The following is a 24,507-nucleotide window of genomic DNA, read 5'->3' as shown; positions in this document are numbered from 1 at the left end:
TCCGACCAGCCCTGCTGCCAGATCCAACGGCGGACCGGCTCGGCGAGCTGTTCGAAGGCCCGCGAGGCGCGGTCCTCGGAAGGGACCGGGACCGGGGCGGCGGCGGGGCCGGTCACAACTGAAGGCGCGCGAGTTCGTCGTCGCGATGGACGGGCTCGCCGTCGTCCGGGCCGGCCGCGACCGTCAACTCGTCGACGCCGCCGCGGTCCTCCGACACGATCACGACGCCGAGCCGCTCGCGCCAGTCGGTCCCGGGGTTCTGCTCCAGGACCGCGAGCAAATCGACGAAGGCCTTCACCGTGTTGCGGGGCGTGCGGAAGTAGGCGTCGCCGACCCGAGCCCGACAGTGGTCGAGGAACGCGTGCAGCGCCTCGTCCGGCACGAGGTGGCACATCGGATCGCCGCCCGCGAACACGGTCCGCAGCCGCTCCAGCAGGACGAGCATCTCCTCGGGGGTCAGGTTCTGGAGCCTCACCACGGGCCCCGAGAGATCGACGAGCCCATCGGTGGCGAAGCTGTTCCCGGCAAGGCGGGACTGGAGCGCCTCATACGAGTAGAGCCCCCGCCTTGTGTCGAGCATGAACTCGGGCGTGCCCCCGAGCACGAACCCCAGGCCCTCGACGGTGCCCTGCAAGACGTCGTTGAGAATGCGCAGGATCTGCTCGTAATTCTGGTTACGGGCCTGGGCGCTCTGGAGCTTGTAGAGGTTCACGAGCTCGTCGAGGCACACGAACAGCCCGCCGTAGCCCGCCATGCGGACGAAGCGGGCGAGCAGCTTCAGGCTGTCGTAGACGTTGGCATCATCAATGATGCTGCGCACGCCGAGGTCCTGCCGCGCTTCCGTCTTCGTCGTGTACTCGCCGCGCAGCCAGCGAAGGGCGTTCGCCTGCCGCGTTTCGTCGCCGTCCTCGTGGGCGGCCGCGTAGGCCGCCACCACGGTCGCGAAATCGTACCCCCCAACCTGTTCCTGCAGGTCGACGAGCCTTGCGTGTATCCAGGCCTCGGTGCCGCGGCCTTCCCGGCCCGCATGCTCGATGGCCTGGGCGACGAAGCGCTCCAGGACGTTGCGCAGCGCCCCCCCGTCCGGCGCGGTCCGGGTCGCGAGGTTGCGCACGAGTTCGGCGTAGAGCAGGCGAGCCTGTCCACCGGTCGCATGGAGGCGCCGGTCCGGGGCTAGGTCGGCCTGCAGGACGACGAGGTTCTTGGCGAGCGCAAGCTGCCGCACCAGGAACAGGAAGAAGGTCTTGCCAGCCCCATATTCCCCGACGACGAAACGCATCGCGGCGCCCCCGTCGGCCACCCGCGTGACGTCGGCGATGAGCGCTTCGATCTCCCGGCGCCGGCCGACCTGGATGTGCTGGAGGCCGAGGCGGGGGACGACGCCGGCCCGCAAGGCGTTGATGACGGTGTCCCGGTCTCGGGGCTTGATGGGGGGCGCGGACTTGGTCCCGGGGGCGGTCATGCGGCTTCCGACAGGGTCTCGGGGAGCAGGTGCAGGTTGACGTGGACGGGATCGCCCTCCTCGACGAGGACGTCGTCGAAGCAGTCGTAGGCCCACGCGTTCAGGTCTTCCATGGCGGCGCCCGGCATCAGGCCGAACTCGCGCGCGAGGCGGTCGAACTCGGCCCGTGGCCAGGCCGGTCGCGCGATCAGCTCGCGCAGGAGGCGGGCGTGGCGGGGGTCGAGGCCGGCGAAGGGGCCGCCAGCCTCCGCTGCGTCCTCCTCGGCTCGTGCGGCCCCGGTAGATCCGGCGTTCGCCGCCTCCGGCTCGGTATCGAAGACGCCGGCGAGGACAGCGCTGATCGCGAACGTCTCGGCTCTGATCGCCGCCAGGCGCTCGGCATCGACCTGGTCCGCCGCCTCGGCGGCTACCGTGCGTCCGCCCTGGACGCTCGACGTGTCCGTGACTGCCGCCTGTCGCGCGGCCGCCGCCGAGGGGTGGGGCGCGGCGATGGGCGCCAGGGCACCGGGGATGGCGTAGGTTCTCTCACTGTACGTTCCGAGCGCGACGCGCACCAAGTCGTCGGGAGCCTCGGCGACCCGCGCCGCATCGGGGCCGGGACCTGCCCGGTGCAGCGCCGCGTAGAGGCGGTCTTGATCGAGGCCCATCTGCCTGAACGCCTTTTCGAGGAGCGCGATTTCCGCCCGGTGATGGCTGCCGTCACTGGAGGCAACGCGCACGAGTGCGTCGCCGATGGATTGCCTTTGCCCGATATCGAGCTCGGAAAGTCGGGAGCGCAGCGACGGCAGCTCGGCGGGATGGGCTTCGAGCCAGGATGCGTCAGCAGCCAGGCGGCGTCGCTCGTCAGGGGCGAGGCCAGGCGTTGTTGCCACCAATTCGTTCAAGGTGGAGCGCTCATCGTCGGTGACCTCACCGTCGGCCTTCGCGACCAGCATGCCTACCGACAAGGTCAGGAACGCCGCCTTGTAGATGTCCGACGGCGGGCCGACCGACTCGCTCGGGGCGTCCAGAGGGAAGAGCAGCAGGGCCGACGAGGAGGGCGCGCGCACGGGGAAGCGCGGGTCGGGGATGAGCCCCAGCCCGAAGCGGCAGAGCGTGTCCGCGAGGTCGCGGAGCCTTGCCGGCGTGGCCTTCTCCTGGGGCTGCCCACCCACCCGCGCGCACACTTCCTGGAAGGGCACGGGTGCGCCCGCGGCCGCGCGTGCCGCCAGCCAGGCGAGGCCGTCGCCTACGGCCTCGCGCGATGCGCTCTCGCGCCGGCCCGGCGGCAGCAGCGCCAGGGCATGCAGGGTCTCGCCGGCCGAGGCGCCCCCTCTCCCTAGGTGCCGGCTATATGCGTCTAACCGCTCGGTGCACAGGTCCAGCAACTCGCGGCCGGTGGCGAGCGCCTCTGGATAGCGTGCCAAGTCAGGCAAGCCCTCCGCGCCGGCCGGGCACAGGTCGGCGCTGAAGGTTCCGCTCGCGGAGCGGTACCGGATGAGCGAGATTCCGCCCTTGCGGACCTTCAGGGTAAGGCCTCCGGACGGGTTTCTGCGACTGAACTCAGAGGCGAACTCGGACCTGAGATGCTCGAAGGCGCGACGTGCAGGGGTCCGCACCCGCGTTTCGGGATGCGACATCGTCCATGCCAGCAGCCAATCCGCATCGACCGGCCGCCCGTCCTGGATCCGGGCCCCGATCCCGATGCGGATCGCGGGTGGGAGGTCCCCGCCGCTCGGGAAGAAGACGGGCGGTGGATCCTGCCCGGGCGCGAGGTCGAGGATGTCGAGGGCTGCGAGAAGGTCGCCGGCGTAGCGACGGAACGAGCCGTGGTGGCCATACACGGCGAGCAGGCGCTCCACCTCGGCACGGATGGCAGGGCGGTCCTCGACCGACCGCTCCAGCACTGCGCGCCGCTCCAAGCCGTAAAGGTAGACGAAGACGTAGCCGATGTACGTGTCGGGTCCGGAGCGGTCGCCTGACAGCCATTCGAGGAACGCGCGTCGCGAGGACGGTCGCATGCTCTCGTAGGCTGGCCAGTAGTCCATGTGCTGGCCGACGGCATCGGCGTTGCTCTTGGAGACGGTCAGGCCGGGATCGACGAGGCAGTTGTCGTTGCGGCCGTAGCCTTCGGCGGGCGCCAGGATCCGGCCGACGTAGACCAAGCCGGGGATCGCGAAGCCGGCGACCGTCGCCCTAGCGCCCGCGGGAACCCATGCTTTGTCACCGGCAGCCCTGTGTGGCGACGGTTTCGCCGGCGGCTTTGGCGTCGCCGGCTCGCGGTCCGGGCGGCCCGCGGAACGCGGGGGCGGCGCTTCCGCGCTCGCCGAAAACTGAGGAGGCAAGCCCCTCGTGCCGAATGTCGCCCGGGGCTCGGGCGTGGTACTCGGCGAGGTGGCGGGGGGTGCACTGTCAACTTGAACGGACGCTACAGGCGGGACGCTGGGCGGGACGACGGGGGATGGGCCGACAGGCTGGGCTGCCGGAACGTGCGGTGCGCTTGCCGGTGGCTGGTGGACCGTTTTGTCGGGTTGCCCCGGAACGGTCGCGGGTGACGGGACCTGCCCGCCTTGAACGCCGCTTGGCCGCTCCGAAGTCTTGTCGGTGTCGTTCCCGGAGGCACCGCCCTCTCCCGACGCAGCCTGGGAACGCCGACGCATGCCCCAGAACGCCAGGAGGCCGCCAGCCAGGAGTCCAAGCGCCCAACGCGGCATCGCATTCGACCAGCCTGGACCGGAATGGGCCGACGCTTCCCCCTCGGCCTCGCTGGCGTCCGCGAATACTTTCGGAAGGTCGGGCGCGGCATTGGCGGCCGGCTCGGGGGGAGAGTCGGTGACGGGCGGCGCTTGCGGCGCCGGGTCCGAAGTTGCGGCGGTGCCCCCGGGAGTGGTGGGGGACTGGATCCCTCCCTGGGCCGTATCGTCGGCTGTTGCCGCCACAGGAACCGGAAGGGCCGGTGGCGGGGGTGCGCTAGAGGTCGGCCAAGTGGGTGCCGATACGGAAGGGGTGGCCGTCTCGATCCCACCCGGCGGGGCAACAACGGCCTGCCTCCGCTCTCGCAAGCGGGCTACGGTCACGGGGTCGGCGCGTCCGCTTGGAGGCAGGCCTTCCGTTCGCTGAAAGCGGAGAAGGGCTTGAAGCGACTGGCGACCCCATCGACCGTCGATGACGCCGGGATCGAAGCCGAGTGCGTGAAGGTCGGCCTGTACGGCGCGCGCAGGCGCAACTGGCCCACCTTGCTGTGCCGAAGCCGGCGACGGGATGGAACCGCTCCCCGCGAGGGCAGTCATTCCGCAGAGGAGCAGCCACCGCGGCGCGGTTCGCATAGCCTTGGCCACGTAGGTCGCGCCCCCACTCGCAGCCGTCAGATCCCCGGTCCTGCGCCCTTCCAACCGACTGTATTCTAAGTTGCTGGGTCAAACCAAGGCCTCATCTGCAACCTGTGAGACTCACTACCTCCTCACTCCTGGGCTCATGTGAAGGGACGCCTTTCGAGGGTTCACGCCGGCGACCGTCGGTCGACCGATGCCTCGTCCATCCAGTCATGCCTGCCTGCCGTTTGCCGGCCCGCGGCCCGATAGCCTGAGCAGGCCGGCATCCAGCCTGCACAGATGGCAGGCACCAGTTCGTCAGACCCACTCCATCTCGCCCTTGATCGGCTTCAGCCCGTTCGTAGCCTTGAGCCTGCCGGACATCCCGCCCAGGGTGAAGCACTGGCACGGGGCCCTCCCCACCGCCGGGAAGAGCCACATCGCCCTGTCGGAGGCGGTCGACGGCAAGGTCGTCGACTGGCTGGAGCACGTCACCGACGCGCAGTACCGGGGTGAATGAGCCCTTCGAACCACGCGAGTGAGTAGCCCGATAGTCCGGTGCGCAGGCTGGGAAGGCTCTACCGCTCGACGCTGACAAGCCCTATTCTCTTCCCGTGACAAGAAGGGACGTGGGGCCAACCTCGCGTCGGACTAACGGTATGAGCGAGACCAGGGACTTGGCCGAACCTGTCGAAGCTGCGCGCCGCGCCGGCGCCGGTGCGAGCGGGCTTGCGTCTCTGCACGCCGACCTGACCAGTTCGACGAAGCAGCCACAGAAATCGCAGCCCGTCATCGTCCCGCGGTTTAGGGCCCTGGGACCTCACGTATCCGGGAATCCGAAGGGCAAGAAGGCTGCTAAGCGGGAGTTCTGGAGGAATGTCCGCCATGCCGGCGGTTCCGACGCGGCTTCGATGCTGATTCGGAGGGAGAACAGGTTCGATCCCCGAGCTGCCAGGGCCCCTACGGTGGCCCATGCCGTTCCATCCGGTGTGGATGCAGGGTGGGCGGCCCTCGGACAGGAGTTCGGGTTCCTCCCGGTCTGGAACGACATCGCCGTCATCGAGCACCGGAGCCCGACCTATGTCGGGGCGCTGGCCAAGGTTGAAGGCGCATCGCGCAAGGTCGCCAGGCTGAGGGAACTCCTCGCAACGAAGGGCATCGACGACGTCACCGTGGTCCTGGCCATATCGAAGCCGAAAGCCGAGGAGATCGACCTCATCTGCGACCAGGACGCTCATGTCGTCGCGGTGCCGGAAACGTTCTGGGCGCAGGATGCGGCCGGACGGGTCGGCACCTGCAGGGGCTTGATCGCCCAACCCTCGGGCGTCGACCATCTCCTTCCCGGCATCACGGCCGACGAGATGAGGCTTTGCGACCGGGTCGATGGCCAATACTCGGGCAGGAACCCGGACCTGGATGAGGCGGACGTCGAGGAATGGCGGCATAGGGTGTTCGAGACGGCAAGGGTCGCCTAAGCGCCCCGATGCCTAAGGACCCGGTGCTGTCGGCGCACGCCGTCAGCGACAACCTGTTCGAGATCGGCGGAGAGTTCGCGCCCGCGAGCATCCGTGACCAGATGGTCAGGGCGCGCCTCGTCGTGGACCGCCTGATCGAGAACGGTCGCATCGGCAAGGGCGGTCCCGACCTGCTCGTGATCGGAGCCGGTTCCACCGGGCTGACGGCGGCCATCCGCGCGGCGAGCCTCGACGTCAGGACCGTCGTGGCGGACAAGGAACCGCCTGGCTTCCGCCTGAGCCGGTGCACGTCCAGGGACGTCGAGCCGACGCTATATGACTGGCCAGCCTCCCACTGGCCCGAGGCGCGTTTCCCCTGGGGTGGCGAGGCCATGCCGTTGCCCTGGACGGCGAAGAAGGCCAACGAGATCGCCCTCGACTGGGACATCCGGCTTCGGGCCTGGCGCCGCGCCCTCGGCAAACGGCTCGACATCCGTTACCGGACGACGGTCCGGCTCAGTTCGAACGTCCTCGCACCGTCCGCCACGCCGTCGGACCTCGTGGAGGTATCGTGCGTGAACACGGCCGTCCAGGCGCCCGAGAAATTCGGTGCTGTCATCAGTTGCATCGGCTGGGGACAGGAGAGCTGTGAGGGTCTCTCGGCGCCCTACCGAACCAATTATCGCGGCTTCGATTTCTGGGAGAAGGACGAGTTCCAGGATCGGAATTGCGGATTGGCCTCGCCGCCGAACATCCTGATCTCGGGTGGTGGGGACGGTGCCCTGCAGGACCTGATCCGGATCTTGACGCGGAGGAGCGCGGCCCAGGCCTTCGCGCTCGTCCTAGATGCCATGCGGGGGCATCCTGGCGTGCTCGCGGCGGTGACGGAGGAGATCCGCGAGGCCGAGGACATCGCCCGGCGCGCCCTGTCGTGGAACCTGACCGAGCAGCACGACGCCGCCGTGTTCAGGGGCCTGGAGGACGCGCATCTCAGGGCCATCGCCCACCTCAAGGGTTCCGCGGCCTGGCCATCGGTCCTCCGTGCCGTCCGGCTCATGCTGGTCGACCCGGAGCCGATAGTCCACGTGGGACACGGCAACCCGTGGTTCTCGCAGTGTTACCCGCTGAACCGTTTCCTCGGGCTCCTTCTCCTCGACGTGGCGGGCGGACGTATCCGCAAGCCCGAAACCCGCGTCGTGCGCGTCGTAGGCCACGGTCACGTCTGCGGCGGGATTCCCGGGGATTGCCACGGCAAGGCCCACGACGTGTGGATCCGGGATGCCGCGGGTGTCGTCACCCGGCACACCTACGACGTCATCATCCTGCGGCATGGCCTCGTGGGTCCGAAACGCTTCTTCCCCGGCGAAGCCCTTCGCGTCAGGCAGATCCTGCCCTATCGCGTCCAACCCTAGCGCCGGCGGTCGATCGAGGCTTCCCCGGGACCGAATGCGCGATCCGCGACCGGGACGCCGAAGCCTCATACGCCGCGACTGCTGAACTCAGCTCACGACGACATGCCGGAACGAGCGGGTAGTCATCGTGAACGCATCGGATAGGCTGCTCCGGGGATCCTATCCTTCGCCGGCCCCAACGACGTGAGGTCGACTTCGTCTGCGCCGACCGATGGTCATCAAGGCGCCCGACGCCGAGCATCGAGAGCGCACGTCAACCCGGCAGGGTGCCGGTCGTGAAGGTCCGTCAGTCTCGATAGTGCTCGTACTCGACCCGTTCGAGCCAGCTTACGACCTTGCCGTCGACCGCCTTCTGGATGGCGATGTGGATCATGGCGTTCGTCGTGGTCGCGCCGTGCCAGTGCTCGACGCCCGGCGGGATCCAGATCACGTCCCCGGGACGGATCTCGCGCTTCTGCCCGCCGCGTTCCTGAACCCAGCCCAGGCCGGCGGTGACGACCAGCGTCTGGCCGGCTGGGTGGGTGTGCCAGGCCGTGCGCGGCCAGGCTCGAAGGTCGCGGACGCCAGTCCGGCGCGGGCTTGGCGGAAATGGTCGGTTCGAGGATTGGCTCCGGAGCGACATGACGTCGGGTCCCGGGAGCCGCCGCGGTCACGAACGGCTAGGGTCTCGCCGGACCGGCCGTCGCCCACGCGTCCCGGGCCGCGGACACCCATCCCGGTTCCGCCACCGCCACGAGGTAGACGGCTGCCGCGACGTAAAGGGTCGCGACCACCGGCAGGGCCAGGCGATAGACGGCGCGACCGCGACGGATCGGTCGCTCGACCAGCCTCACCCACTCGGTGTTCGAGATGAACGCGTAGAGCTTCATGCGCCACTCCGCCCGGGCCTCGTCCGCGAGCCTGTTGAATCGGGCGTTCGCGAAGACCGTGACGCCGAGGCTGATCGCGAGCAGGAAGGCTGTCGCGAGCGTCACCCACCGCAGGACCTCGGCGCTCGCGATCTGTGGGGCCGTCGGTGATTAGAGCGCGAGCACGACGCCGGCGACAGCAAGGTCCCGCCACAGCGCGGAGAGCAGGTCGCGGGTCGCGGCCTGCGCGCGCGCCACCTCGTCCTGCAGGCTCTTCCTGAGATCGCCGAGCGTTTTCAGCGCGTCCTTGCTCTGGTCCTGCAGGTGGAAGGCGTAGGACTCCCTCGCGCTCGCGAGGCTGCCCGGTAGCAGGTGGAGGAGGCCGTCGGGCCAGTGCAGGCCGTCGCGCCAGTCGAGGGAGAGGTGGTTGTTCAGGAACAGGAACCGCGCCTCAGCCTCGCGCGGGGCGGCGTAGACCCAGGTCGCGGCCTCGGTCAGGGGCTCCCGGATCTGGGTGGGCCAGTCGCTCGACGAGGGGACGACCGCCACCGGGGTGGCGCGGGGCCCCTTCAGCACGACGCGCTCCTCCCCGTCGACGGATCGGACCTCGTACGTCAGGGAGAAGGCGAGCTTCTCGACCGCGACCGCCGACCACGCGTCGAAGACCGCCGAGCCCGTCGCGGGCGGCGTCGTCAGCAGCCAGGGCCCGATCAGCGGCGGGGTACGCCCGTGGGTGAGGTCACGCACCAACTTGCGCGGCCGCTCCGGCGGCGTTCCGGCCTCGGGCGGCGTCCGTGCGCCGCCCCAGGGGGCCACCGTCAGCGTCATCGACGCGAAGGGTGCGAAGGTTGTCGCGACCCAGATGGCGAGAGGCTCGGCGACGAAGTCATCCCGAAGGGACGCCGCGAAGCCGGCTTCCGTCAGGAAGTAGCACCAGCCCGGCTCGCTCGCCTTCGTGAGCACGACGCGGAGCGGTTCCGTCTCCAGGTCTTCGTAGGGATGGGTCGCGGGATCAATCTCCCCCGAGAAGGTCCCGTAGACTTTCAGGGTACCCAGGCCCTCTGCGGCGACGAGCCGACCGACCTCGCCTAGGCGGGCGAGCGCTTCGGCATCGGCGCAGATCGTCTCGTCGACGCGGCAGATCCCCACCGTCTCCGAGATTGCCGCTCCCTCCCGGGCCGACAGGTCGCGGAGCAGGCCGGCGAGGATGTCCCCGGCGGCGCTCATCGTTCGGTCACGTGGCCGGTCCGGATCGTCACGAGCGTCGAGCCGTCCGGTTGGGTCTCGATGCTTAGCGTGTCACGGGCCGCCTCCGGGACCACGATGTTGACGCCCTCCTTCGTGCGATATTTGCGCGGCCCGTCGTTCGGCAGCGCCGTCGCCTCGAAGGTGAAGCCCTCGCCGTCGAAGCCCTGGCCGGCGAGGTGCCGGTCGAAGGTCGCGCGGACGGCGTCGGTTCCGTGGACTCCGAAGTAGTCCCCGAAGAACCGGTCGGCGTCGAAGTCCGGCCTTCCCTCCGCGATGCGCACCAACCGCTGCTTGACCTGCGCAGTGATCTCGGCCGGCAACTCCTCGGCGTGGGCGCGCACCGTCCTGACGAGGGTACGGGTCACGGCCTGGGTGAGTTCGGCCTCCCCGTGCAGCCGCCGCACCCCGAGAAAGTCGCGGAAGAAGTCCGTGATGCCGGTCGGCTTGCTGCGGTCCAGCACGACGAGGCTGCCGCCGTCGGCGTCCAACTCGATGAGCGCGGATTTCTGGAGCGCCTTCGCCGATTCGGTCAGGCCGGTCACGACCGCGCGCAGGGCCGCGCCGGCATCGACGACGTCGAACGCGATGACCCGCTCGTGGTCGTACTTGATGAGCGAGTAGAGTTTGCGGGGGCCCGTCGCCAGCGTCGTCACCATCAGGATGCCGCGTCGGAAGCGCCCGTCGTCCTTGTGGAACTGCCGGGCCAGCGCCTTCGAGGCCTCCACGAAGGCGGCGGGGCCGCCCTCGGCGCTCCTGAGCTCCCCCAGGGTGGAGGACCTTTCCTCGAAGACGAAGCGGTTGCCGCGCAGCGTCTCAACCACGCGCCCGATGAAGAAGGGCTCGAACTCGCCGATGGGCGTGCTGTCGAAGAGCACAGGCTCCGCCTCGCCATGGTGCACGACGTGGAAGATGAAGTTCTCGACGCGCAGATCGGCCTTCTTGGCATCCGTCAGCAGCGGCATCCCCGACCCTTCCCCCGGCCCCCCATCCCAGGATAGAGGTTCCGCATTTGTTCTATCTAGCATGGCTGCTTGGGGTTGCCAGAGCGATCGTTAGGAGGTGGCCAGCAATCCCGATCCGTCCGTGACCGGCCACCTCCGACCACAATCCATTAATGTCGCACAAGGTCAGGACGGCCTTGCGCAGCGGCGACCTCTCCGGCTGGGACCTGTACCGTCAGCCTGCCGGCACGGCCTTGCTGGGCCTCCGGGCCCGGATCGTCCTAGAGCCGGCCTGATCTGACGGGCCGCCGTGCGCCCGCCGTCGGACCGACGTGCGCCCGTGAAAATAAACAAACGTCCAGGTTCGGAACCTACGTCACGATTTCAGCGGCCTCCAGAGTGACATGTCCTGGTTCCTTGCGGCCTCCGGGTCCATCCTCCGGGAAGACGAAGGAGGGATACCATGGCCAAGCGGCTCACACTGCCCCCCGAGGAGCGCGCTGCGCACGAGCGCGCACTCGCCCGTTCGAGGAAGGCTGAGGAGCGCTGTCGCCGGCGCGACGCCGGGCGCCCCGAGCCGGCCATCCTCGACAAGGCGATCGCCGACGCGCTGCGCTCGTTCCTCTCCCGGGACGACCACTCCCTGACCCGGCCGCTCAACCCGGCGGCGCTCCTCCGGACCGTGCAGGAACACCTCCTTCTTCGTAGCGTCAGGGCGGAAAAGGCCGGTCGAGAGCCGGTCGTCTACGACCCGCGGCAGGTCGTCGGGGCCCTGAAGGAGCGCCTGCTCACCCCGGCTTGGAGTTCAAGAAACTCGATTCATTCCTGAGGCTAGCCGTTACAGTCTATAAGAGTAACGGGGGGACAGCTCTTCGTCCCAAAAAGCACTCCCGAGAGGTGGCTGTATTCGGGGGCGACCTGTCACGGCGTTTACCTCCGGCCAGGGATACCTGTCGAACAGGCAGCCAGCCCGGTTGACGGCAGAATCCGGCCAGGCCCATCTTCAGGGCACACAGCCGCCGGAGCCGCCCCATGTCGCACCACGCAGCCTACCTTGCCCTCGATGCCGGCAGCCGGGTCGGTCAGGGCCTCACGCTAGGGCACATGGCCGTCGAGGGGTTCACCGGGGAGATCTGCCGCCAGCGCCGGGCCGCGGCGAACTCGGTCGCCGAGCTTGCGATCCGGCTGGAGGAAGCGCGCGAGGCCGAGGCGATCGCGATGCAGCGAGCCGCCGTGGCTGAGCAGGCCGCCGCGCATGCCCGGCGCGCCGCGGCGAACTTCGTCGCCGAGAACCACGCCATGGCGCAGGAGATCATGGCTCTGCGGGCCGAACTCGCCGCCGCCCGGCGGGGCTACGCCGCCTGAGCGATCCGACCCCGTGAAATGAAGAAGGCCCGCCTCGGGGCGGGCCTTTGCGTTGCGGGGTGCCTCAGCGCACGAAGGCGGGCCGCAGCGGCGGGACCGGGCCGGGGGCCGCGTCGACCTCGCGCTCCTGGCGGGCCTTCCAACGGCGCTCCTCCGCATCGTGAGCCGCCGCCTGGGCGGCCTCCTTCTCCAGGAGGGCGCGCGCCTCCTCTTGGCTAAACCCCATCTGATGCAGGCGCTCCTCCAAGCTGAGGACGGGCCGCAGCTCGGAGACGTAGCCGGGGACCGGAGGCAGAGCCGCGTTCCGGTCACGGGGTCCCGCGCCAGGATGTGCGCTTCGAGCCGCTCGGCGGGCAGGTGCTTGAGCAGGCGGAGCTCCGATTCCGTCAGGGTCCCCATCCACTGGATCACCGTCGTGTCGATAGGCGGGAGGCGGTAGATCGCCTCGCGGTCCCGCTTGAGCCAGTGGTGGGCATACTCCTGGACGAGCTCACCGTGGCGCTCCGGGGCGAGCCAGCGCAGCCCGGGCGAGAGGGGCCTGGTCGAGGCCCGGGCTGGGGTGAGGGCTGGGACGGCGGGCGCCCGCCCGCGGGCGTCATCGTTGGCGACCGCGGCGTCGGCGAGGCTCTTCGCCGTGACCGGCGGGGTCGGGAGCATCGCGCCGAGGGTCCGTCCGACCGTGCCGCCGACGGCTTCGACGGCGGTGCCGGCCACGATCGCGGTGCCGGCTCCGGCCAGGGCGGCCCCGCGACCCACGGCGGCAGCGCCCTTGCCGGCGACTCTGGCGGCCTTGCGGGCGGGCATCAGGTCATCCCACAGCATGGAGAGGGCTTCGGACACCGCCGAGGAGGCGGCGTTGCCGGCCGAGCGGACGCCCGAGACGGCGGCCGTCGCGGCATGCCCGATGGGGGTGAAGAGCGCGGCCAGGAAAGCGAGGAGGCGAGCGAACACGGGGAGGTCTCCCAGGCGGCGAGGAAGGGGAAGGCGAGTGCCGCGAACACACCCTCGGCTCGCGGGATGAAAGTCACAAAGCGTGACGCGTCACTTTTTTATCGGGGCGGTCGGTAGGTGTAGGAGGCGGTCAGGCCGAGCTCGGCCAGCGCCTCCGCCAGGTCGGTGCCGCGGGTCGGGCCGCCCCCCTTGCCGCCCCCGCCCGACGCCGGCGGGGGCGCGACGGGCCCGGGCAGCACCGGCGGTAGGCGGAACGGCCCCGCCGCGGTGCTGCCCTCCAGCCCGTTCGCGATGTGCCGGTGCAGGCGCCCCGCTTCGCAGCCGATGACGAGCCCGAGCTGCGTCGCGTCGAGACGGCTGAGCCACGCGGCGAGCGGCGTGGGTAGGGGCAGCGGATCCGGAAGGCGCTCGTGACGAAACAGCAGCGTCCTCGCGTGCTGTTGGACGAGCTCTGCCACCGGCCAGGACTGCCTCGGCGCGCGGACGACTTCGGGCAGCGGCCAGGGCGCCCGGGCCGTCGGCGCCGGGGCCGGCCTCCCGCCGACGAGGCGGCGCAGGGCGGCACGGATTCCCGAGAGCATCAGGGCCTCCCTCAGAACCCGAGCCGGTCCTGCAGCGCCGACGGCAGCTGCGCGCGGTGCGGATAGACGAGCCGCCGGGCGTGGGCCGCCTGCAGGACGTCGAGCGCGCTGGCCGCCGCGAGCCGGTGCCCGGCGGCACTCGTCACAGCGCTCCAACCTGCGCCGTTCCGATCGCGGCACCTGTCGGCGTCGAGGCCGGAGAGGTGCCGGCAGGCGGCGAGGAGGTCCTCCCGGATGTCGGCCTCCTGCACCGCCGCGAGGTCTTCCTGACCGGCCGGCTCTGCCAGCCGCCGGTCGACCGCGGCGACGACGTCCCGGGCCTCGTGCAGGAGGGCGCGCGCGAATCGGTGCTGCCCCGGCGTCAGCCGCGCGGCCCCCGCGAAGCCTTCCGCGAGGGGCGCCTTGTCCCGAAAGGCCCACGCGTACCTCGCGAGCGCATCCTCCAAATCGGCCTGCACCGCCGCGAGGGCCTCCGCGTCGACGGGCTGGCGGGCCGCCTCGCGCGCCTCAATCGCGGCGAGCTCAGCCCGGGTGACCCGCTCCCAGGCGGCGAGCCGGAACGAGAGCTTCGGCTCGGCCGGGGCCCGGGCGAGATCCCACGCCACCAAGCCGTCCCGAACGTCGAAGCCGGCCTCGCGCACGCCGCTGCGGCACCGATCCCAGGCTGTCTCGGCGAGCCGCGTGCGCGGGGCGATCCAGCGCCCGTCCGGGGCCTGCGTCCACGCGAGGTCAAGGAACGCCGGCGGCAAGGCCACATCGGCAAGATCCGAGCATTCAATCCGTCCAAGCATCGACTACTCCAATCTTTCCCCATGATAATGAACAGCGTTTCACTTCATCATGGGTAATTTTGCACCGTCTACGTGTATTTTTCGCCTTTACGCGCATTTGCGCAAGTGCTCCAATGGGGATTGAGCTTGGATTAGTTCGAGGAGGACCTCCGATGGAAGCCGAAGGCGATCGCTGGGTGCGCCTCGTTACTTACGACGACGTGATCGCCCGCATGCGTGAGGGCGTCGCGCTGGCAGGCTCCCAGCGCGCTTACGCCTGGGCGACTGGCCTGCACGAGGGCGACCTCGGGCAAGTTCTCCGCGACCGGAAGCTGCCCTCCGAGCGGATGTGCAATCTTGTCGGGATTGAGAGGCACCTCGTCGTGATGGGTGAGCCGTACAGCCCAGTTTGGGAGCTCGATCTCAGCGGGGCGTCCGTCCTCGACGCGGATCTCCACGCCCTCAGGCAGCGCATCGCGCGCCTGTCTGCAGCGAAGCGCGCTCGGGCCGCAGCGGAGCCGCCGAGCTGACTGGCGCGCCTCGCCCCTATCCCTTCCCCTTCTTCATCGGTGGTGCTGCATCGTGATCAAGAACGCTTTCCCCCTGACCCCCTTGACCCGCCTCCGCCACGGCCACGACGAGGGCGCCCCCGAGGGCGTCTGCAACGTGCGGGTCGCCGGCCGCGAGGACGGCCTCGACGAGCTCACCGGCTGCTCACGCTCGACGATCGTCCGCCTGGCCGCCGGCGTCGGCATCACGATCGGGCGGTACTGCACGTGGCTCGGGATCTCGCCCGAGCTCGACGCCACCCTGCGCGCGTGGTGCCGGGCGCCCCGCTCGAAGGCTGATCTTGGGCAGGTCTGGGGCGTCCGGCACCACCGCCAGGAGCCCCCGTATGAGTGGCTGCGCGCATGAACCGGAGAGGATCCCTCCGCGCCGCGATCGAGCGCTTGCCCCTCCGCCTCCAGACCGCCGAACGGGACGGCGATCTCGTCCGAGACCGCCTCGTCGCCGGGCAGCCGCCCCGCGTCTACTGCGTTCGCCACTTCCCGAACGGCATCGTCTACGTGCCTGTCACCCTGCCCGGAGCCCGCCTGTGAGCCGTCCCGATCACGCCTCCATCGACGCCGATGTCCTCGATGCCCGCGAGGCCCTGGCCAACCCGCCGGCCGAACGGTCCCGCCGGCTCACACTCTTCGCAGCGTACGCGAGCCGCCTCGTGATCGTGTCGCAGCCGAGGCAGCCCGAGCATCCCCTCGCGGCGGAGGGCCGCGAGCTGCGCGCACGGTTGCGGCAGGCCTTCGAGGAGGACCTCGCCGCGCAGAAGGCAGAGCACTCGGCCGCGATCTCGGCGGCGCGCCGGCGGAACGAGGAGTGGCTGCGACGTTAGGGGGCGAGCCCGCCCAGGGCGTCCTCGTCGTCCTCCGGGATAGGCCCCGGGGGCCTGACCGGGATCGGAGTGCCATCCTCGGCGAGCCCGGCCATCTGCTGCACGTAGTAGCCGACGATGAGCCCGTCGCTCCGCCCGCCCCCGGCCGTCCAGACCCAACGGCGCGAGAGGCCGACCCAATCCCGCCCCCGCCTATACAGCGGCCCGTATTGACCGTAGGCCGCAGCCGCGGTCGTCGTCGCGCTATCCCGCTCGCCCGGCGCGAACCGGCGGCCCTCGGCGCGCCAAATCAGAGCTTGGACCTCGCCGTCCTCCTCGTGCCGGATCGCCTTGAGCACGGAGCGCTCCCAGCCCAGCATGTATGCTCCGAAACGGGGCGCGACGGCCGAGCGCTCGAAGAGCGGGTGCTCCCGGAGGAGCTCCCGGCTATACGGCAGCGTCTTGATCCAGAGCCGGCGCTCCGGGAGATCCCAGTGAGCGTACTGGCCGTGGTCGTCTAGGAGGGCGAGGGAGCTCTTGGCGAGCCGATACGTACCGGGCATGCCGCGGTCCTAGCCGTCCCCCCTTACCGGCCCATTCACGCCATCCCGCCGGGTCAGGGCGCCAGCGTGCCCAGGGCGTCGAGCTCCTCGACCGCCGGCGGCCGGTCGTCGCCGCCTGTCAGGCGATCGTACGAACCCCAGGAGCAGCTCTGCTCGATGCGGCCCGTGAGGCAGAGCCGCGCGTGGAACGGCGTCAGGCTCAGGACGCGCAGCGTGTCTGTCGTGTAGTGGCCGCCTGGGGTGGGGATCGGCAGGAAGCCGAGACCGTCTACTCGAACCGGACGCCCGGGGGCCGGCTGGTCCGAGTAGGCGTAGACGAGGAGGCCGGCACGCCGGCGGATCGCCGGCGTCGAGGGGAGCTTGATCGCGATCCCGACGGGCTCGTACCGCTCCTCGCCGTCCACCTCGTAGACCCGCTCCGCGAGCAGCGCCTTCACCGCTTCTCTGCCGACGCCGTACGTGCCCGTCCGCAGGATCTCGGACGTGGCCTCGGTGAGGCGGTGCTGTTGGTAGATCGAGTTCGTGGAGAGCTCCCGCCAGTCCTCGAAGAGCGACAGCCGGTTCGGCTCCACGAACTCGACGCGCCTAGGGCCGCGTCGCACTCGCCAGTTGCGCCCGGTCTCGCCGACGGAATCCATGACCCATAACGTCTCCGCCGGACGTCGCTTGTACAGCCGCATCGCTCTCCTCCTGGGAGAGCCCCCTACCTCGGCCGGGTTGATGCCCCGTCTACGCCGCCTCCGCGAGCGCGGCCGCCGCGGCGTCCCCGGCCTCTCGGGCCGAATGCTCGTCGAGGACCTCCATGATCTCGGCGAGCCGGACCGGGCGGTAGGCCCAGACGTCGACGCCGACGTCGCAGGATCGGGCGGTCGCCGACAGGGACCCGTGCGAATGCCCATAGAGGTGGATGTCGCCCCGCCACACGTTCGGCCACGTCCGATGAGAGTAATGGGACAGCCAAATTCCCTGGGCGCGCTTCATCCCAGGATCCTGAACGTGGACATGCAGTACATTCACCGGCGCGCCCGCCCACGCAAGCCTGTCGCCCCGCTCCTCATGATTGCCACGAATCAGGAACTTGATGCCGTTTAGGCGATCGAATACTTGCCGCGCGTAGGCATGACTGCACCCGTAGGCGAAATCTCCGAGGTGGTAGACGTGGTCATGCTTGCAGACCCTGTCGTTCCAGCGCGAGATGAGGACCTCGTCGTGCTCCTCAATCGACGCGAAAGGACGGGGCCGGTCCATCCTGGGCGAGAGAATCCCACGATGGCCGAAATGCGAGTCCGACGTGAACCAGGTGACGGGCATGGGAGCCCTCCGAACGCATGGGGAAACGCGGGCCGGCCGGGGATCCCAGCGGCGGTGGCGGCCTTCAGGCCGGACGTTTGCCTATGCGGAGGGGCGTCTTCGTCATCGGGGCAGACTCGGGCATCGGGGGCAGCCGGGCAAGGGGGCGCCCGGCTGGTTGAGGGGTTGTCCCTGGCCTACGCGGCGGCGGCAAGCTCCTCGGGTTTGTCCTCCTCCTCCGCCTCGGGCTTCGTCCGCTTGCCCTTGCCGGCGAGCTCGCGCTCCCGGCGCCGGCGAGCAAGCTCGGCGCCGAGCTCCTCGACCGACGGCAGGGTCGCCGCGGCCGCCTCGAATTGGCGGTCGGCGTAGCTGATCCAGGCCTCCATCACCGGCACCTTGAGATCCAGGCGCTTGTCGTTGGTGTAGTGGCGTTCCAAGACGTTATCCGTCGGTACGCCTTCGCTGTGATCGAGGATCATCTCGACCGTTGCCGGCAGGATCCGCAGCTCGGTCTGGCACAGCGAGGAGAGCCCGCGACGAAGGTCGTGCGGCGAGGCTCGGACGCCCATGTCGAGAAGACGATGATTCAGAGCCGAGGCGGAGAGGTGCCCGTCGGCCGTGCCGCCGGACTTGCGCGGGCGGACCTGCGGGAACAGGAACTTGCTCTTGCCGGCACGCCCGACCTGCACCTGCAGGCGCTGCCACAGCGCCGGGGGCAGCGGGACGCAGTGCAGCGTCTTGTCCCCGCGCTTGGCCGCCGTCTTCCGGTGGATCGGGCGCATCGCCCAGACGCCCCACCCGGGCTGCTCGACGAACTCGACGAAGTCGGCCACCTCGGCCGATGCGACCGGCCGGCGCCGTTGCCCCGTCAGGACCATCAGCTCCATGGCGACGCCGAGGGACGGCTCCAGCACGCCGGAGCGGGCGACCGCGACCGTGTAGCCGATCTCCTGGGCCGAGGCGAAATACCCGCCCGGCACCTTGCCGTTGGCGCGGGGCTTATCCCCCGACGTGCGCTCGGGCGCCTTGAGCTGGGGCATGCCGGCATCGACGCCGCTCTTCTTCTTGTGCTCGTGCCGCGCGAGGTAGGACCACATGGGCCGGAGCACGCTCGCGAGGTGCTCGGCGTGCCGCTCCCGGCCGGAGGCATGGACCGCGTGCACGATCGTGGCGAGATCCTCGATCGTGATGCGCCGAACCCGGCGGCCCTCGAAGACGGCGAGCTCCGGCAGGCTCAGCATCTTCCGGTAGTCCGTGTGCGTGTCGGGGCGCCGGACGCGCGCGACCTCCGCCAGGTAGGCGGCGCGGGCGTCCTCCCACGTCCATTCCCCGTGGCGCAGCATGTCGTCCTCGAACGCCTGGACGATGGCGGGGTCGCGCGGCGGCGGCTCCGCCTTCGGCTCCAGCTTCCGCAGCTTCCGGAGCTGGGCTTCGAGGAAGCGGTCGTCGGGGATGCCGATGCGGTCGACGAGGCGCCGGCGAGCCTCGGTCGCGATCGCGCGGGCCTCGGCCAGGCGGATCGTCTCGGGCGAGCCGAGGGTGAGGCGGTGGGTCTTGTGGCCACTCTCGAACTTGAACGCGAAGCGCGCGCCCCTCGGGCCGACGCGGAGCAGCAGTCCGGGGCAGCCGGTGTCGATCAGGTCGTAAGCCTTGGCCTTCGCCGCGACGTCGGCGAGGGCTTGCTTGACCAGGGTTTCGGTGAGCTTCACGGGCATGCAGCGTTCTCGGGCGGATCTCGGGCGGACCATTTCGGGCGGCGTTCCGCCCGGGCTCGCGCCCATCCCTAGAGGGGGAACCTTGCCAAGACCCTGATTGGACATGCTAAATCCCGGGATATCGACAGCTTCCGGAACGCGCCGAAACGGGCCGAAATCGGCCGACACGTGGAATCATAATCCTTGTGTCGGGGGTTCAAATCCCTCCCTCGCTACCAATTATTTCGGTGTCTTGGACCCGATACGTCAGCCAATTGACGAGCGGCGGCGCGACTTGGTCGCGTTTGTGTCGCAGCTGAGCGCAGAACGCTCGTTTGCTCCAATCCTTCATATCGGTCCGCTTCGATCGGGCTGGCGGTCGCACGCAGAGGGTATGCGGCGCGGATGACATGCTTGGCGGCGTAGAGTTTCATGTCCGCCGCATGGACGAACTCTTCGAAGGTCATCGGCGGTTCGTGCCGAGCGGCGCCGCAGGACATGGCGAGGGGCAGCAGCGTGCGGTCGTCGAGGGCCAACGGGGCGCCGCGCAAGGCCTCCCGCAGGCGCATCGCGATACCCTCGGCCTGGTCGAGTTCGGTCCTGGGGAGCAGGATGAGGAACTCGTCGCCGCCGACACGTCCAATCACGTCGTGCTCCCGCAAGCCGGCTTGAAGGACCGAGACCAAGTGGACCAGGGCCCGATCCCCGGTGCGATGGCCATGCGAGTCGTTGACCTGCTTGAACAGGTCGAGATCGAGGGCGATTAGGCTCAGCGGCGCGCCGGACGGGTCCTGCATCGCGGCGGCGGCCGTGTCGGCGAATGCCGCGCGGTTCAGAACGCCGGTCAGGCTATCGGTGGCCGCGAGGCGGGCCAATTCGGCCTTTTGAAGCTTCAAGACCTCAGTGCTCCGCGACAGCGAGGTGAAGTGTGCGCCTCGCGCCGACAGGGCCGCCGCCACCGGCAGACAGGTCAGGAGGACGCCGGCCAGGAAGATCTGAAACAGGAAGGCTTGTCCGCGCGGGTCCTGTTCGATGACGGCGATCGGTCCATGCCCGCGCAGCGTCGCGACGGTGCCGATCACGGCGATGATGAGCACGGACAGCGTCGTCCCGAGACGCCCGAGCCGGAACGTCACCAGCATGACGGGCCCGAACAGGACGAACAGCACCGGCCTCTCGGCGACGAAGAACACCCCGTAGGCGATCGCCGCCGTCATCATCTGCAGCCCCGCCGCCTCGGCGCGTTGCCGCCAATCCTTGTCGGACAGGCACCGCAGATATTCACCCTTCAGCAAGGCCGAGAAGAAGGGCGTGAGGATGAGGAGGCCGAGGCCGTCGCTGAGCAGCCAGGAGACGAACGACTCCCGGAACCCCTGTCCGTACAGGAGCCAAGCGGTGGCTGCACCACCAATGCCGCTCAGCGCCGGGGCGATGAGGCCGCAGACGACGATGAACCGCCCGACGACGGCGGGTGCGCTCAGGAACCCGTCATCCACGAGAGCAGGCCGCATCAGGCGCGCCGCGACGCCGATTTCAACGAGGTTGCAGAGGCCGAAGAGCGGAAGGCCGACAGTCGGCCCCCGCGTGATCATGTTCGCGGCCAGGTTCGCGAGGAACCCGGCGACGAAAACGCCCGTCCCCCTTCCCGGATCGCGATCGAGCAGGGCGGCGAGGAGCACGGCATTGGCGGGCCACACTGCCGCGATGTCGCGCCCGTCACTCGTCAGATAAATCGTGCCGGCGGCCAGCCCGCATGAGAGAAGGCCGACGATGCTCTCCGCCAGTCTTGCGTTCCAGGCAAGAGTCATGGGGCGCAGCCTTCGCTTTGCTCGCGTTGTCGTCAGGGGCATGACCAGATCGTGCTTGGGAGCATGGGCGTCGGCACGAGGATGAGGGATGTCCTCGCATTCCTCGCTACGCGCGTCGGCGGGTCAGACGCGGTAGGCCATGCGCAGGCCGCCCCAGTGGCGACCGGCGATGCGGATCGGTGAATCGACTTCCTGCATCATCACCGTGCGTCCGCCCAGTTCGCGGGCGTAGGACTGCACCAGGAACGGCTCGACGTTGCGCGCGGCCATCAAGCCGGCCCGGTCGTCGAAGATCCGGCGGCTCCGGCTGTTGGCATCGTTCCATGTCCGGTCTCCCGGGCGCTGCGGCTGCGAATACTTCCGATTGTGCACGGGCAGGTAGCCGTTGTGATCGACCGCGACGCAGAACACGAGGCGCTCGTCCAGCCTGAGCAGCCGCTCCTGGATTGGGGGGAGGAGGCGCTCGAGTGCGGGCACGGCGGCGGTCAGGTGCTGCTGCGGATCGGTACCGGGCACCGGCTGATAGGCCACGTCGAACAGGGCCTCTTCGGTCAGGTCGCCGTCCCGGATCGCGCCTTCGAACGCTGCGGCGATCTCGGCCGCGGCGGCCAAGGCGCGCTCGCCACGCAGGCGGTTCTGCCGATCGAGCGCTTCCGAGAGCGCTTCGACCCGCGCTCCGTAGGCGTCCGACGCGTTCTCGGTCCGCAGATGCAGGCCGAGTCGGCTCCGGGCCACCACCCGCGCCTCGACCTGCCCGAGTTCGTGAATGTCGATGGTCAGGCTCCTGCCCGGCTCGGCGGTGATCTCCTTCTGCGGGGTGAGCAGGAGACCCGTCGGACTCACGTCCACAGTGCGCGCGGCCACGCTTCCGGTTTCCTGTCGGATCCGCGCCTCCAGCACGACGGGAAGCCTGCGGTGGGCGCGGCGATTCCCCAGCTCGTTGTTGCGCAGAACGACGAGGAACCGCCCCATCAAGCGGTCGATCGTCTGCGAGGAGGCGTCGGCCGCTCGGTTCACCGCCGCAGCGGCCTGGGCCTCCCGCTCGATCGCCTCCGTGCTGCCGACCACGCGCGCGACGAACCGCGCCACCGACTCGGCCGAGCGCCGCAACTCGGCAGTCGAGGCAGTCTGCTCTTCGACCGCGGACACGACCTCGACGAAACGGGGCCCGACCTGCTCCACGAGGCGGGCTGCCTCCTCCACGGCATCGGCCGAGACCTGCGCCTCGTCCTGCAGCCGTCCGATCGTCTGTTGAATCCGGTCGGTCGCCCGCGCCGTCTGCTTGGCGAGATCCTTGACCTCCTGCGCGACCACCGCGAAGCCGCGCCCATGCTCGCCCGCGCGCGCCGCCTCGATCATGGCGTTGAGGGCGAGCAGGTTGGTCTGGCGTGTGATGCCCGCGATCAGCTCGATCACGCTGCCGATCTCGTCCGAGGCGGCGCGGAACTGGCCGATCCGGTCCTGGACGCCCCCGATCACGGCGGTCACGCTCTGCAGCAGGCCAGCGGCGGAATGGATCTGCGCGCCGATGCTGTCGGCGGCTGCGGTCAGTTCCTGGGCCGAACCGGCCAGCAGCCGCGCGGTCTCGTCGACAGCGCGGGTCTCCCCCACGAGGCCGTGGGTCCGCTCCCCGATATCGGCGAGCGAAGCGTTCGCCTCGACGACGGCGCGGCCGACTCCGGCGGATGTCTTCTGCACGGATTGAACGAGGAGGTGCAGGTCGGCCTCGATCTGGTCGATGATTTCGCCCGGTTGCCTCGTCAACGTCGCCATCGGCGACGGACCGTCGGGCACAAGCTGAGCCTGGGACATCGCATCGAATAAATCTGATTTTTCTGCTTTGTGATCTTGCGCATATCCTAGAAAATCTCGGATCGCAGTCAGCACGTCACTCTCCCATCTCCGGTCTTTCTGCCATTAAGAATAAATTTTTGCCACAAAGGCTTAAATACCTACTTAAAATATTAATAATATAGAAAATTTTTCAGCAAAATTGTCTGATACAAGTCATGGATTGCTCGGCAGACAAGATACTTACGTAGTCTGCTGAATGTGTCCGGCTGCATATTGGCATTTATGTACTAAAGAGATCTTAATTTAGGTCAGATAACATTAAAAGTCGTGGCATAATTTAGGTCATCATTCTCAAACACCGGTTAAATGACGTTGAATTTGCAATTTTGCATCGTAGTGCTGCAGCCTTTGAGACATCGAGAATCGCACCGAAGCACGATAGGGCAGCCTGGAATCGATGCGTCGAGAGGGGAAGGAGAGCACGTCGAACACGTCCCGGAACAGGGGCTGCATCTCCTCGTCGATGGCTACGAGGTCGCCGAGCTCCAGCTTGCGACAGACTTCGACCGGCAGCACCACGGCCGAGCACAGGCGCATCATGTTCGATCGGGCCAGCTTCAATGATGGTCGTCACGAGCGCCCGTCCTCTACCGACGTCGACCGCTCGTTTTTGGGTGCGTTCTCGCTGATGGGCACGGTCTTAGGAACGCCCGGACGAAACCGTGGGGGTCGGCGCGGCGGTCAACAGCATCAACCGAGCTCCGGGCCTTCTTCGACGCCGGCGGCTTGGGCCGGCCGATAGGGGGGACGGGCGGTCGGTCCGTTGCGTCCCCGAGAACGCGTTCGAGGCGTGCCACGCGGTCAGCCCGACCAAGGCGATCACCGTGACCGTCGACGACCAGCGCGTCGGGAACCCGGCCTGCAACTGCCAACGAAGAACGGCCGGCTTCCTCGCCGCCCGCCTCCACGTTGTTTCTAGAGGCAAGAGCGCGGTTCGACGGCCCCTGCCGGCATATGCCGTTGTCGCTCGGGCCTCACGCGAAGATCGGCATGCCGGAGCCCACCAACGGCAGAGGGGATTGGACCGTCGGACGATAGCGCCGAGTCCCGCCCTCAGCCGGCCTGCCTCGGCGCCGAACGACCTCGCGTTCGAAGGCGATATAGGCCTGCGGGGCGCCGTCGCGGTCCAGGATCGGCCGGACGTCGATCTCGCACAGGTACTCCTCTCCATCCCTACGATAGTTCCGCAGGCAACCCAGGAAGCGCCCTTCCGCCCGCAGGAGCCGCGGCAGGTGTCGCGTGGCCTCACGGTTGGTGTCCGGTCCCTGCAGGATGCGCGGCGTACCGCCGACGAGGTCGGCGGGCGCGTAGCCGCTCATGCGCGCGAAGGCCGGGTTGGCGTAGAGCACCGTCGGTCCCGGCCGCTCCAAGTCGACGTCGGTCAGCACCACCGCGAGGTCCACCGGCTCCGCGAACAGCCGCACCAAGTCCGTGAGTTCCATGGCACGATTCCTCCCATGAGCGTGCCATGGAGCAATAAATCAGGATCCGTTAACGACTTATGCCGCCGCAATGGCATGTTCGACGCGAAGTGTGGAGAATTCAATTCAGGGTTCCGCAATCCCGGGGCAGCGATCATGGGACATCGCCCGAACCGATACGAAACC

At 69.1% G+C, this 24,507-nt stretch carries 25 protein-coding genes and 1 pseudogene; 9 read left to right on the top strand and 17 right to left on the bottom strand.

The window, feature by feature from the left end; all coding sequences use genetic code 11:
* Positions 1 to 112: 112 nt before the first annotated feature.
* On the bottom strand, positions 113 to 1,462 hold the full coding sequence (locus tag HNR00_RS15990; protein ID WP_183571062.1) for an ATP-binding protein: 1,350 nt from the start codon (positions 1,460 to 1,462) through the stop codon (positions 113 to 115).
* On the bottom strand, positions 1,459 to 4,731 hold the full coding sequence (locus HNR00_RS15985) for a TerB N-terminal domain-containing protein (protein WP_183571060.1): 3,273 nt from the start codon (positions 4,729 to 4,731) through the stop codon (positions 1,459 to 1,461). Before HNR00_RS15985 ends, HNR00_RS15990 begins: the two co-directional genes overlap by 4 nt.
* A gap of 406 nt (positions 4,732 to 5,137) precedes the next feature.
* Here HNR00_RS15985 and HNR00_RS15980 point away from each other — a divergent pair.
* From HNR00_RS15980 to HNR00_RS15970, 3 genes and pseudogenes are all read left to right on the top strand, one after another.
* A pseudogene (locus HNR00_RS15980) lies at positions 5,138 to 5,272 on the top strand ((R)-mandelonitrile lyase); the annotation flags it as partial.
* A 139-nt stretch (positions 5,273 to 5,411) separates the two neighbouring features.
* A complete protein-coding gene (locus HNR00_RS15975) occupies positions 5,412 to 6,227 on the top strand; it encodes a hypothetical protein (protein ID WP_183571058.1) in 816 nt (271 codons plus the stop codon).
* An 8-nt stretch (positions 6,228 to 6,235) separates the two neighbouring features.
* Entirely contained in the window at positions 6,236 to 7,618 is a 1,383-nt protein-coding gene (locus HNR00_RS15970; protein ID WP_183571056.1) for an FAD-binding protein, read from the top strand.
* Positions 7,619 to 7,904: 286 nt separating this feature from the next.
* Here the strand turns inward: HNR00_RS15970 and HNR00_RS25575 are convergent, their stop codons facing one another.
* From HNR00_RS25575 to HNR00_RS15950, 4 genes are read right to left on the bottom strand one after another with little or no spacing between them, the layout of a single operon-like run.
* Positions 7,905 to 8,240, bottom strand: coding sequence for a cupin domain-containing protein (locus HNR00_RS25575; protein WP_376770389.1), 336 nt, complete (start codon positions 8,238 to 8,240; stop codon positions 7,905 to 7,907).
* A gap of 37 nt (positions 8,241 to 8,277) precedes the next feature.
* Positions 8,278 to 8,592 carry a hypothetical protein gene (locus HNR00_RS15960; protein ID WP_183571053.1) on the bottom strand — a complete coding sequence of 105 codons (315 nt, stop codon included), beginning with the start codon at positions 8,590 to 8,592 and terminating at the stop codon, positions 8,278 to 8,280.
* Positions 8,593 to 8,637: 45 nt separating this feature from the next.
* Positions 8,638 to 9,693 carry a hypothetical protein gene (locus HNR00_RS15955; RefSeq protein ID WP_183571051.1) on the bottom strand — a complete coding sequence of 352 codons (1,056 nt, stop codon included), beginning with the start codon at positions 9,691 to 9,693 and terminating at the stop codon, positions 8,638 to 8,640.
* A complete protein-coding gene (locus tag HNR00_RS15950; RefSeq protein WP_183571049.1) occupies positions 9,690 to 10,676 on the bottom strand; it encodes a nucleoid-associated protein in 987 nt (328 codons plus the stop codon). The genes HNR00_RS15955 and HNR00_RS15950 overlap by 4 nt, the downstream gene beginning before the upstream one ends.
* 442 nt (positions 10,677 to 11,118) lie before the next feature.
* Here HNR00_RS15950 and HNR00_RS15945 point away from each other — a divergent pair, with 442 nt between their 5' ends.
* Positions 11,119 to 11,484, top strand: coding sequence for a hypothetical protein (locus HNR00_RS15945; protein WP_183571047.1), 366 nt, complete (start codon positions 11,119 to 11,121; stop codon positions 11,482 to 11,484).
* Between the two features lie 203 nt (positions 11,485 to 11,687).
* Positions 11,688 to 12,020, top strand: coding sequence for a hypothetical protein (locus tag HNR00_RS15940; RefSeq protein ID WP_183571045.1), 333 nt, complete (start codon positions 11,688 to 11,690; stop codon positions 12,018 to 12,020).
* A gap of 64 nt (positions 12,021 to 12,084) precedes the next feature.
* Here the strand turns inward: HNR00_RS15940 and HNR00_RS15935 are convergent, their stop codons facing one another.
* The 3 genes from HNR00_RS15935 to HNR00_RS15925 all read right to left on the bottom strand — a co-directional run bounded on the left by HNR00_RS15935 (position 12,085) and on the right by HNR00_RS15925 (position 14,301).
* Positions 12,085 to 12,246, bottom strand: coding sequence for a hypothetical protein (locus tag HNR00_RS15935; RefSeq protein WP_183571043.1), 162 nt, complete (start codon positions 12,244 to 12,246; stop codon positions 12,085 to 12,087).
* A gap of 823 nt (positions 12,247 to 13,069) precedes the next feature.
* A complete protein-coding gene (locus HNR00_RS15930; RefSeq protein WP_183571041.1) occupies positions 13,070 to 13,552 on the bottom strand; it encodes a hypothetical protein in 483 nt (160 codons plus the stop codon).
* An 11-nt stretch (positions 13,553 to 13,563) separates the two neighbouring features.
* Positions 13,564 to 14,301, bottom strand: a complete 738-nt coding sequence (locus HNR00_RS15925) for a hypothetical protein (RefSeq protein ID WP_183571039.1) — start codon at positions 14,299 to 14,301, stop codon at positions 13,564 to 13,566.
* 194 nt (positions 14,302 to 14,495) lie between these two features.
* Between HNR00_RS15925 and HNR00_RS15920 the strand changes: the two genes are divergently transcribed.
* From HNR00_RS15920 to HNR00_RS15905, 4 genes are read left to right on the top strand one after another with little or no spacing between them, the layout of a single operon-like run.
* Positions 14,496 to 14,852: a hypothetical protein gene (locus tag HNR00_RS15920; RefSeq protein ID WP_183571037.1), complete on the top strand. Its 357-nt coding sequence runs from the start codon at positions 14,496 to 14,498 to the stop codon at positions 14,850 to 14,852.
* Between the two features lie 52 nt (positions 14,853 to 14,904).
* Entirely contained in the window at positions 14,905 to 15,237 is a 333-nt protein-coding gene (locus HNR00_RS15915; RefSeq protein ID WP_183571035.1) for a hypothetical protein, read from the top strand.
* A 35-nt stretch (positions 15,238 to 15,272) separates the two neighbouring features.
* The gene (locus HNR00_RS15910; protein WP_183571033.1) at positions 15,273 to 15,422 is read left to right on the top strand and encodes a hypothetical protein; all 150 of its coding nucleotides are present in this window, start codon (positions 15,273 to 15,275) and stop codon (positions 15,420 to 15,422) included.
* Positions 15,419 to 15,712 carry a hypothetical protein gene (locus HNR00_RS15905; protein WP_183571031.1) on the top strand — a complete coding sequence of 98 codons (294 nt, stop codon included), beginning with the start codon at positions 15,419 to 15,421 and terminating at the stop codon, positions 15,710 to 15,712. The genes HNR00_RS15910 and HNR00_RS15905 overlap by 4 nt, the downstream gene beginning before the upstream one ends.
* On the opposite strand, the gene HNR00_RS15900 is transcribed toward HNR00_RS15905, so the two are convergent.
* The 8 genes from HNR00_RS15900 to HNR00_RS15865 form a co-directional block, all read right to left on the bottom strand.
* Positions 15,709 to 16,254 (bottom strand): hypothetical protein, encoded by a 546-nt coding sequence (locus tag HNR00_RS15900; RefSeq protein ID WP_183571029.1) that lies wholly within the window; start codon positions 16,252 to 16,254, stop codon positions 15,709 to 15,711. The genes HNR00_RS15905 and HNR00_RS15900 overlap by 4 nt on opposite strands.
* A 53-nt stretch (positions 16,255 to 16,307) precedes the next feature.
* Complete coding sequence (locus HNR00_RS15895) at positions 16,308 to 16,892, bottom strand: hypothetical protein (protein WP_183571027.1); 585 nt, start codon at positions 16,890 to 16,892, stop codon at positions 16,308 to 16,310.
* A gap of 91 nt (positions 16,893 to 16,983) precedes the next feature.
* Entirely contained in the window at positions 16,984 to 17,565 is a 582-nt protein-coding gene (locus HNR00_RS15890) for a metallophosphoesterase (protein ID WP_183571025.1), read from the bottom strand.
* 176 nt (positions 17,566 to 17,741) lie between these two features.
* Entirely contained in the window at positions 17,742 to 19,259 is a 1,518-nt protein-coding gene (locus HNR00_RS15885) for a tyrosine-type recombinase/integrase (protein ID WP_183571023.1), read from the bottom strand.
* Between the two features lie 212 nt (positions 19,260 to 19,471).
* Positions 19,472 to 21,046, bottom strand: coding sequence for a sensor domain-containing diguanylate cyclase (locus tag HNR00_RS15880; RefSeq protein ID WP_183571021.1), 1,575 nt, complete (start codon positions 21,044 to 21,046; stop codon positions 19,472 to 19,474).
* A 123-nt stretch (positions 21,047 to 21,169) separates the two neighbouring features.
* Positions 21,170 to 22,933: a methyl-accepting chemotaxis protein gene (locus HNR00_RS25820; RefSeq protein ID WP_183571019.1), complete on the bottom strand. Its 1,764-nt coding sequence runs from the start codon at positions 22,931 to 22,933 to the stop codon at positions 21,170 to 21,172.
* 258 nt (positions 22,934 to 23,191) lie between these two features.
* Complete coding sequence (locus HNR00_RS15870; protein WP_183571017.1) at positions 23,192 to 23,440, bottom strand: magnesium transporter CorA family protein; 249 nt, start codon at positions 23,438 to 23,440, stop codon at positions 23,192 to 23,194.
* A gap of 434 nt (positions 23,441 to 23,874) precedes the next feature.
* Positions 23,875 to 24,342, bottom strand: a complete 468-nt coding sequence (locus HNR00_RS15865) for a PAS domain-containing protein (protein ID WP_183571015.1) — start codon at positions 24,340 to 24,342, stop codon at positions 23,875 to 23,877.
* Positions 24,343 to 24,507: the final 165 nt, after the last annotated feature.

Source organism: Methylorubrum rhodinum (assembly GCF_014199935.1).
Classification (GTDB): domain Bacteria; phylum Pseudomonadota; class Alphaproteobacteria; order Rhizobiales; family Beijerinckiaceae; genus Methylobacterium; species Methylobacterium rhodinum.
This window is presented reverse-complemented; position numbering and strand designations above follow the sequence as displayed.

Excerpts from the sequence above, each read along its gene's own strand:
- HNR00_RS15990 (WP_183571062.1), bottom strand. The coding sequence starts at position 1,462 with ATGACCGCCCCCGGGACCAAGTCCGCGCCCCCCATCAAGCCCCGAGAC.
- HNR00_RS15985 (WP_183571060.1), bottom strand. The coding sequence starts at position 4,731 with ATGACTGCCCTCGCGGGGAGCGGTTCCATCCCGTCGCCGGCTTCGGCA.
- HNR00_RS15975 (WP_183571058.1), top strand. The coding sequence starts at position 5,412 with ATGAGCGAGACCAGGGACTTGGCCGAACCTGTCGAAGCTGCGCGCCGC.
- HNR00_RS15970 (WP_183571056.1), top strand. The coding sequence starts at position 6,236 with ATGCCTAAGGACCCGGTGCTGTCGGCGCACGCCGTCAGCGACAACCTG.
- HNR00_RS25575 (WP_376770389.1), bottom strand. The coding sequence starts at position 8,240 with ATGTCGCTCCGGAGCCAATCCTCGAACCGACCATTTCCGCCAAGCCCG.
- HNR00_RS15955 (WP_183571051.1), bottom strand. The coding sequence starts at position 9,693 with ATGAGCGCCGCCGGGGACATCCTCGCCGGCCTGCTCCGCGACCTGTCG.
- HNR00_RS15950 (WP_183571049.1), bottom strand. The coding sequence starts at position 10,676 with ATGCCGCTGCTGACGGATGCCAAGAAGGCCGATCTGCGCGTCGAGAAC.
- HNR00_RS15945 (WP_183571047.1), top strand. The coding sequence starts at position 11,119 with ATGGCCAAGCGGCTCACACTGCCCCCCGAGGAGCGCGCTGCGCACGAG.
- HNR00_RS15940 (WP_183571045.1), top strand. The coding sequence starts at position 11,688 with ATGTCGCACCACGCAGCCTACCTTGCCCTCGATGCCGGCAGCCGGGTC.
- HNR00_RS15935 (WP_183571043.1), bottom strand. The coding sequence starts at position 12,246 with ATGGGGTTTAGCCAAGAGGAGGCGCGCGCCCTCCTGGAGAAGGAGGCC.
- HNR00_RS15930 (WP_183571041.1), bottom strand. The coding sequence starts at position 13,552 with ATGCTCTCGGGAATCCGTGCCGCCCTGCGCCGCCTCGTCGGCGGGAGG.
- HNR00_RS15920 (WP_183571037.1), top strand. The coding sequence starts at position 14,496 with ATGGAAGCCGAAGGCGATCGCTGGGTGCGCCTCGTTACTTACGACGAC.
- HNR00_RS15900 (WP_183571029.1), bottom strand. The coding sequence starts at position 16,254 with ATGCCCGGTACGTATCGGCTCGCCAAGAGCTCCCTCGCCCTCCTAGAC.
- HNR00_RS15895 (WP_183571027.1), bottom strand. The coding sequence starts at position 16,892 with ATGGATTCCGTCGGCGAGACCGGGCGCAACTGGCGAGTGCGACGCGGC.
- HNR00_RS15890 (WP_183571025.1), bottom strand. The coding sequence starts at position 17,565 with ATGCCCGTCACCTGGTTCACGTCGGACTCGCATTTCGGCCATCGTGGG.
- HNR00_RS15885 (WP_183571023.1), bottom strand. The coding sequence starts at position 19,259 with ATGCCCGTGAAGCTCACCGAAACCCTGGTCAAGCAAGCCCTCGCCGAC.
- HNR00_RS15880 (WP_183571021.1), bottom strand. The coding sequence starts at position 21,046 with ATGACTCTTGCCTGGAACGCAAGACTGGCGGAGAGCATCGTCGGCCTT.
- HNR00_RS15870 (WP_183571017.1), bottom strand. The coding sequence starts at position 23,440 with ATGATGCGCCTGTGCTCGGCCGTGGTGCTGCCGGTCGAAGTCTGTCGC.
- HNR00_RS15865 (WP_183571015.1), bottom strand. The coding sequence starts at position 24,342 with ATGGAACTCACGGACTTGGTGCGGCTGTTCGCGGAGCCGGTGGACCTC.